The sequence below is a fragment of the Caminibacter sp. genome, assembly GCF_053999135.1.
This window is the reverse complement of the sequence record NZ_JBMXVQ010000021.1, coordinates 1-8,108: the sequence shown is the minus strand read 5'-3', so window position 1 is coordinate 8,108 and position 8,108 is coordinate 1. Positions and strand designations below refer to the sequence as shown.

General features: G+C 34.3%; 5 protein-coding genes. All 5 read left to right on the top strand.

From position 1 onward, the window contains the following. Positions 1 to 2: 2 nt before the first annotated feature. Positions 3 to 1,019, top strand: coding sequence for a pseudaminic acid synthase (gene pseI / locus ACXJH6_RS01845; protein WP_456470068.1), 1,017 nt, complete (start codon positions 3 to 5; stop codon positions 1,017 to 1,019). 108 nt (positions 1,020 to 1,127) lie between these two features. Next, the gene (locus ACXJH6_RS01840) at positions 1,128 to 2,627 is read left to right on the top strand and encodes a flagellin A (RefSeq protein ID WP_456470067.1); all 1,500 of its coding nucleotides are present in this window, start codon (positions 1,128 to 1,130) and stop codon (positions 2,625 to 2,627) included. Positions 2,628 to 2,702: 75 nt separating this feature from the next. After that, positions 2,703 to 4,202, top strand: a complete 1,500-nt coding sequence (locus ACXJH6_RS01835) for a flagellin A (RefSeq protein WP_456470066.1) — start codon at positions 2,703 to 2,705, stop codon at positions 4,200 to 4,202. 47 nt (positions 4,203 to 4,249) lie between these two features. Then, on the top strand, positions 4,250 to 6,166 hold the full coding sequence (locus ACXJH6_RS01830; RefSeq protein ID WP_456470065.1) for a motility associated factor glycosyltransferase family protein: 1,917 nt from the start codon (positions 4,250 to 4,252) through the stop codon (positions 6,164 to 6,166). Then, positions 6,156 to 8,108: hypothetical protein (locus ACXJH6_RS01825; protein ID WP_456470064.1), on the top strand; the 1,953-nt coding region annotated here is incomplete at its 3' end. The genes ACXJH6_RS01830 and ACXJH6_RS01825, both read left to right, overlap by 11 nt.

Here is an 8,108-nt window from a genome sequence, read left to right as displayed (position 1 = left end):
AAATAGGAAATTTTGACACCTCAAAAAAAGTTTTTATAATAGCCGAACTCTCCGCAAATCACGCAGGTAGTCTTCAAATTGCAAAAGATACGATTTATGCCGCAAAAGAGGCAGGAGCGGATGCGGTAAAACTTCAGACTTATACACCGGAATGGATGACGATTGATTGTAAAAAGGAAGATTTTATAATTAAAGGCGGGACTTTGTGGGACGGTAAAAATTTATTTGAGCTTTATAAATGGGCAATGACACCGCTTGAATGGCATGAAGAGCTGTTTAATTACGGCAGAAGTCTTGGGCTTGAGGTTTTCAGCTCGCCTTTTAGCAAAGAAGCCGTGGATTTTTTAGAAGAGTTTAATCCTCCCGCATATAAAATCGCCTCTTTTGAGATAACCGATTATGAGCTTATAGATTATGCGGCAAGTAAGGGTAAACCTATGATAATCTCAACCGGTGTGGCAACAATGGAGGATATGCAAAACGCTGTGGATATTTGCAAAAAAAGAGGTGTTGAGGTCGCACTTCTTAAATGCACTTCGGCATATCCCGCACCAAGAAGCGAAGTAAATTTAAAAACAATTCCGGCGATTAAAGAAATATTCAAAGTGGAAGTGGGATTTTCAGACCATACGCTTGGAATTTCTGCTCCCGTGGCGGCTGTAGCGATGGGGGCAAGGATTATTGAAAAACATTTTATTCTCGATAAAAGTTTAAACTCTCCCGATAAAGATTTCAGTCTGACTCCTGATGAATTTAAAGAAATGGCAAAAGCCGTTAGGGAAACGGAAGAGATGATAGGGGAAGTGAGTTTCAAGCCTAAAAGTGGGCGTCAGTTTTCAAGAAGTCTCTATGTTGTAAAAGATATTAAAAAAGGTGAAGTTTTCACAAGAGAACATATACGTGCAATACGTCCGGGATACGGGCTTCATCCAAAATACCTGCCTGAAATTCTCGGTAAAAAAGCGTGCAGGGATTTAAAAAAGGGTGATAGACTTAGGTGGGAAGATATAGGTGAGTAATAAAAAAAAACGAAAAATTTTTAAATAAACTATAAAGTAAAAAAATTTTAAGCCGATTATCTTTTTGAGAGTAGCAAGGAAGCTACAAAAAACTAAAAGGAGTTAGTGATGGGATTTAGAATCAGAACTAACGTTGCAGCGCTAAATGCGCATAACGCAATGATGGTAACGAACAGAAACTTGAACAATTCGCTTGAAAAACTAAGTACAGGGCTTAGAATTAACAAAGCGGCTGATGATGCTTCAGGGCTTCAAATTGCCGACAGTTTGAAAAATCAGGCCGATTCATTAGGTCAGGCGATTAGAAATGCAAATGATGCAATCGGAGTTATGCAAATTGCCGATAAAGGTATGGATGAGCAAGTTAAAATCCTTGATACCATTAAAGTAAAAGCGACTCAGGCCGCACAGGACGGACAGACAGAAGAGACAAGAAAAGCTTTGCAAGAAGATATTACAAGACTTATGGAAGAGCTTGATAATATAGCTCAGACAACATCTTATAACGGTAAAAAATTACTTTCAGGTCAGTTTACAGACCAGAAATTCCAAATCGGAGCGTATTCAAACGAAACAATTACTGCAAGTATAGGGCCTACAAGCAGTGATAAAATCGGGGATACAAGATTTGAAACAGGAAAATTAATTTCAGGGGCATCAGAGGTAAAATTAACATTTAAAGCAGTATACGGACTTCATGATATTACACTTGAGAGTGTAAAAATTTCTCATTCAGCGGGGACAGGAATTGGAGTATTGGCTGAAACTATTAACAAAAACAGTGAAAAACTTGGAGTCAGGGCTTCTTGGCAGGTATTGTCCACAGCTTCCGCTGCAGTAGGTGCAGGAGAAGTTAAAGGTCTTAAAATCAATGGTATTACCATCGGTGATATTAAAGATGTTAAAGCAAACGATGCTGATTCTAAACTTGTTGCGGCAATTAACAAATTAAAAGACCAAACAGGGGTTGAAGCATTTGTTGACAACAGAGGTCACTTAAACTTAAGAAGCGTAGACGGAAGAGGTATTGAAGTAAAAGTTGATAGTGGTAACAGTGTTTTAGGACTTGATGATAAAATGAAATCAAATTACGGAAGATTGTCACTTGTAAGACAGGATGCAAGAGATATTGTTATTACAGGACAAGGTGCTTCAAGTGCAGGATTTGGTGGACAAGAAACCGAAGCCACTATTAACTTAAGAAGCATTAAAGGAACATTTACATCTGCCCAGGCTGATGCTGTTGGATTTTTTGCTAATTATCAAACCCAGATAGCTTCTCAAGCAGGAGGCGGCAGAGGAGTTCAAGGCGGGGTTGTAACTCTTAGAGGTGCTATGGCTGTTATGGATATTGCTGATACAGCTATGAAAATGCTTGATAAAATTAGAGCCGATATAGGTTCCGTTCAAAATCAATTGGTAAGTACAATTAATAACATCTCAGTAACACAAGTAAACGTAAAAGCGGCAGAATCTCAAATCAGAGACGTAGACTTTGCGGCTGAAACAGCTAATTTCCAAAAAAACAATCTTTTAGCACAAGCAGGAAGTTATGCAATGTCTCAGGCGAATGCAGCTCAACAAAACGTAATGAGACTACTTCAATAATCTTCTTTCTCTCTTTTCTTTTTTTATTTTTGGAACGTATTTTGCTTCTCCTTTGTAAAATCTAAGGAGAGGTAAATGGGTTTTAGAATTAATACCAACATTGCGGCTATGCAGGCCCATGCCGCAGGAGTTGCCAATAATAGAAAATTAAGCAGTTCGCTTGAAAAACTAAGTACAGGACTTAGAATTAATAAAGCGGCTGATGATGCTTCAGGACTTCAAATTGCGGATTCTTTAAGAGACCAGGCAGATTCGTTAGGACAGGCAATCAGGAATGCAAATGATGCAATTGGTCTTTTACAGATTGCCGATAAAGGTATGGATGAGCAGGTTAAAATCCTTGATACCATTAAAGTAAAAGCGACTCAGGCAGCACAGGACGGACAGACAGAAGAGACAAGAAAAGCTTTGCAAGAAGATATTGTAAGACTTATGGAAGAGTTAGATAATATAGCTCAGACAACATCTTACAACGGTAAAAAACTACTTTCAGGTCAGTTTACAAACCAGAAATTCCAAATCGGAGCGTATTCAAACGAAACTGTTGTTGCAAGTATAGGACCTACAAGCAGTGATAAAATCGGGGATACAAGATTTGAAACAGGAAAATTAATTTCAGGGGCATCAGAGGTAAAATTAACATTTAAAGCAGTAGACGGACTTCATGATATTACACTTGAGAGTGTAAAAATTTCTCATTCAGCCGGAACAGGGATTGGGGTATTGGCTGAAACTATTAACAAAAACAGTGAAAAACTTGGAGTCAGGGCAACATGGCAGGTATTGTCTACAGCTTCCGGCGCAGTAGGTGCAGGAGATATAAAAGGTCTTAAAATCAACGGTATTACCATCGGTGATATTAAAGAAGTTAAAGCGAACGACAGTGATGCAAGATTAATTGCGGCTATTAATAAAGTAAAAGACCAAACAGGGGTTGAAGCGTTTATTGACAACAGAGGTCATTTAAACTTAAGAAGCGTGGACGGAAGAGGTATTGAAGTGGAAGTTGAGAGTGGTAACAGTGTTTTAGGACTTAATGATAAAATGAAATCAAATTACGGAAGATTAACGCTTATCAGACAGGATGCAAGAGATATCGTAATTAGCGGGACTAATGCAAATGGAATGGGATTTGGAGGAGATGAAACCGAAGTTACGATGAATTTAAGGAGTATTAAAGGGGCGTTTACCTCTATACAAGCCGATGCCATGGGATTTTTTGCTAATTATCAAACCCAGATAGCTTCTCATGCAGGAGGCGGCAGAGGAGTTCAAGGCGGGGTTGTAACTCTTAGAGGTGCTATGGCTGTTATGGATATTGCTGATACTGCCATGAAAATGCTTGATAAAATCAGAGCCGATATAGGTTCTGTTCAAAATCAATTGGTAAGTACAATTAACAACATCTCAGTAACACAAGTAAACGTAAAAGCGGCAGAATCTCAAATCAGAGACGTAGACTTTGCGGCTGAAACAGCTAATTTCCAAAAACATAACCTTTTAGCCCAGTCAGGAAGTTACGCACTTTCTCAAGCTAATGCAATTCAGCAAAACGTAATGAAACTGTTACAATAATTTTTTCTTTTTTTTTCTTTTGCCGATTTAAAATAAAAAGGATTTTTATGACTGAAATTTTTGAAAAAAATATAAAGTCTTTAGTAAAAAAAGACCCCGTTCTTGCTTCTAAACTATTTTCTATTATAGGAAATAAAAGATATGAAATAGTCCAACAGGGAGACGACAAGGCAAATATTAATTTAATAGATACTAAAACCAATCTTCCTTTATATGAAACTAAGCCTTTAGAGGAAATAAGTAAAACTTTTGAAGAGTTTGAAAAACATTATGTAAAATATCCTTATTTATTTCAGTTTGGAGTTGGAAACGGGGTTTTTTTGAAACTTTTAATGCAAAATGCAAATCATAAAAGGATTTATGTTTATGAACCTTCTCTTGAAATTTTATGGATTGTGTTTAATCTGATTGATTTTACTAAAGAGATTGAAGAGGATAAAATTATTTTTTTTGATGCAAATGAATATCAGTATGTTAATGCTTATGATATTTTTTCCGATTTGGATGTAAGGCTTTTTTGCAGGACGTATTTTTTATACGGTGAGAGTAAATATTATGAAAAAGTTTTTGCTGAAGAAATGAAAGAAATTAATCAGATTAACATAAGAGCGATTAAAGAAAATGTAACGGGAGTAGGAAACGATACAATTGACACTTTAATAGGAATAGAACATCATATCCAGAATTTGCCAAGAATGTTAAAAGGCGCGAAATTTACTTCTCTTGCAAACCAAAAACTCTCAGACGTTGCAGTTATAGTTTCAACCGGTCCGTCCCTTACAAAACAGATTCCTTTACTTAAAGAAATTCAGAATTACGTAACGATAATAAGCGTTGATGCAAGTATGCCTATACTTGAAAAATGGGGTATAGTGCCGGATTTTGTAACATCTCTTGAGAGAGTAAAAGAAACCGCTGAATTTTTTAAAAAAACTTCTAAAGAGTTTCAAAAAAAATTTACTACACTTCATGCGTCTTTGCAGCATAAAGAGGTTTTGGATAACTCTTACGGTGAGAATATTCTGGTTATGAGACCTTTTAGATATACAAGGTATTATAATTTAAAAGATTACGGATATCTTGGAAGAGGAATGAGTGCCGCTAATATGGCTTACGAGCTTGCTTTTTTAATGCAGTATAAAAAAATTGTTTTAATAGGGCAGGATTTGGCTTTTGGCGAAGACGGTAAATCTCATGCAAGCGGACATGTGTATGGAGAGGATGAGGTAAAAAGCGAAGAAGAGTTTTTTGTAACCGCTTACGGGGGAAAAGGAGTAGTAAAAACTGCAAAATATTGGAATTTATTTAGAGGCTTTTTCGAACAGGACATAGCGGTAACAAGGCAATACGGGGTTGAAACTATCAATGCAACGGAAGGGGGAGCTAGAATTGAAGGAGCGGTTGAAAAGCCGTTTAGCGAAGTGGCAAAAGAAATTAAAAAAACAGAAAAGAAAAAATTGAAATTAAAATATCCCACTCAAAAACAGATTGATAAAAATTTGATAAAAGCATATAAAAAAACGCTTGAAATGATAAAATACGGAGAAAAGGTTCAAGAAAAAGTAGAAAAACTATTTTTAGAAGTGGCTGAAGTTTTTGACGAATTAGTTGAATTAAAAGATAAAAACGAGCTTGAAAAAATTGATTTTAAAAAATTAGAGAAGATATCTAAAAAAATTGATAAAATTAAAGAAATAATTGAATCTAAAAAATTCGGATATGTTTTTGGCGAAACGGTTAACAGTTATCTGTTGCAAAAAGAGATGATTTTAGCGTTAATAGCCGTGCAAAATCCTAAAAACGAAATAGAGAGAAAAGCGAAACTGATAGACTGGATTATGAATCACAGAGACTGGCTGTTTAATCTGGCGGGAAGTATTAACGCTCAGGTTATTGTCGTAAAAAGGGCTATTAAGAATCTGGAAGAGGAAATAAAAAAAAGAGGATTGGGATATGGAATTTGATTTAAAACAAGATGAAGACATTCAAAAATTTCAGGAAATTGTTGCCGAGGGGTTGCAAAAAGGAAAAATAGTAGAAAAAGAATATATAACTTTGTATAATCAGTTAAAAGATAAAAAAATCAAATCCAATAATATTATTTCAAAAAATATAGAATTTTTAAAAAATCATTATGAAAAATTAAGTTTAGAAGAGAAATTTGTCGTTAATAATCTGATTTTTGCTCTTGAAATCATTAACGGAAATGCAAAAGAGGGATTTAGAGATTATGTAAAAAGGGGTCTTAGGTTTTATACTCACAAAATGAGTAATAATAAGGAAGCGGAATTTTTTGTTGAGTTTGTAAGAAATTTTGAAGATGAGAGATTTTTAATAGATATAATGAAAGAAATTTTTAACGAATATTTTAATTATCCTTATATGGAGAGAAGAGCGATTATAGCAAATACGTTAGTTGTAATTTGGAATAATAAAAAGCTTTTTAATAATACGATATGGCTTGAAGTGTTTGAGGTGCTGGTAAAAACGATTGAAGAGGCTATAAAAAAAGAGTTAATTGAAGATGAAATGCCTCTTCATTTTTTAGCTTATCATATTTATGGAAACAATATTCATACAATTGACGAGTGGAGAGTTTTTAATGAAAAAGTAGAAAAAAAACCAAGTAAATTTTATAAAGAGTGGGGTGAGAGGAATAATTTGCCAAAATGTAAAAGCGAAGTTTCTAAAGGAAAGAAAAAAATAGGGTTTTTGATTGACAGGATTGTATTTAACTCCCCTTTTATGGTGTTTTATTCTTTATTAAAATCTTTAACCGAAAATGATGAATTTAAGAAAAATTATGAAATTTACGTATATTCGATGGAATATGTTTATAAACAGCAGGATGATGAAAATTTAATAGAAGCATTGAGTTCGTTAGGCGTTAAGGTGTATTCTCCTAAAAAATTTTTAAAAGAAGGATATTATTTTTCACATCTGGCTAAAGCCCTTGATATCAGAAATCTGATTTTAAAGGATGGGATTGATTATTTAATAGGCGGCGGCGGGTATGATATACCGATTTTTCTTTTTGCAAACCGCTCAGCTCCTGTGCAGGTATTCTGGTCTCATGGAAACTGTATAAGTGATTTAATAGGAATTGATAAAAGAATTTCGCATTTTGAGCAGGAGTGTAAAGAGTGGGATTGGGATATTTTTAATGTACCTATTGCGGAGGAATTTTTAATAGGAAGTGAAGAAGACAAAAAGCAGGGAAAAGCCGTTAAAGAGTCTTTACTGCTCGAATATGGGAAAGATACGGTAATACTCGGGACAATAGGCAGACTTATAAAAATTAACAGCGATGAGTATTTAAAAGTAATTTCAAAGATTATGAAACAAAATCCAAATACTATCTATTTGGCATGCGGAGACGGGAATAAAGAGGAAATTGAAGAAAAACTGAAAAAACACGGAATTGACAGAGACAGGTTTATTTTTACCGGAATGGTTAATCCTCATGTATTTGGGTGGGTTATTGATGTGTGGATAAATACGTTTCCACTTCCTCAAGGACACTCTCAAGAAGAATTTCACGCAAAAGGGAATGGGGTTGTAATAAATGGAAATCCTTTTAAGTGTAAAAATTTTGATAATGATTATGATGCGATAATGGCAAACTATAAAAATAGGATGGAGCTGTTTTTAAAAATGTACGAAATTGAAAATATACATAAAAATATAAATTGGTATGACTTAAGGTTAAATTTATATAAAAAATATAGAAACATTGATAAAAATATTTATGAGTGTATAAAAAAACTAAAACAAATCAAATCATGTAAAGAAAGATGGTTTGAATATCTTAATTGTCTTATTAGAAATAAAAGTTATTTTGAGATGGAAAAATTTATGATATATAGACAGTGGCAGATTGAAAAAAAATATTTGAATTCTATAAAA

Coding starts and splice junctions, on each gene's coding strand:
- ACXJH6_RS01840 (WP_456470067.1), top strand. CDS start 1,128: ATGGGATTTAGAATCAGAACTAACGTTGCAGCGCTAAATGCGCATAAC.
- ACXJH6_RS01835 (WP_456470066.1), top strand. CDS start 2,703: ATGGGTTTTAGAATTAATACCAACATTGCGGCTATGCAGGCCCATGCC.
- ACXJH6_RS01830 (WP_456470065.1), top strand. CDS start 4,250: ATGACTGAAATTTTTGAAAAAAATATAAAGTCTTTAGTAAAAAAAGAC.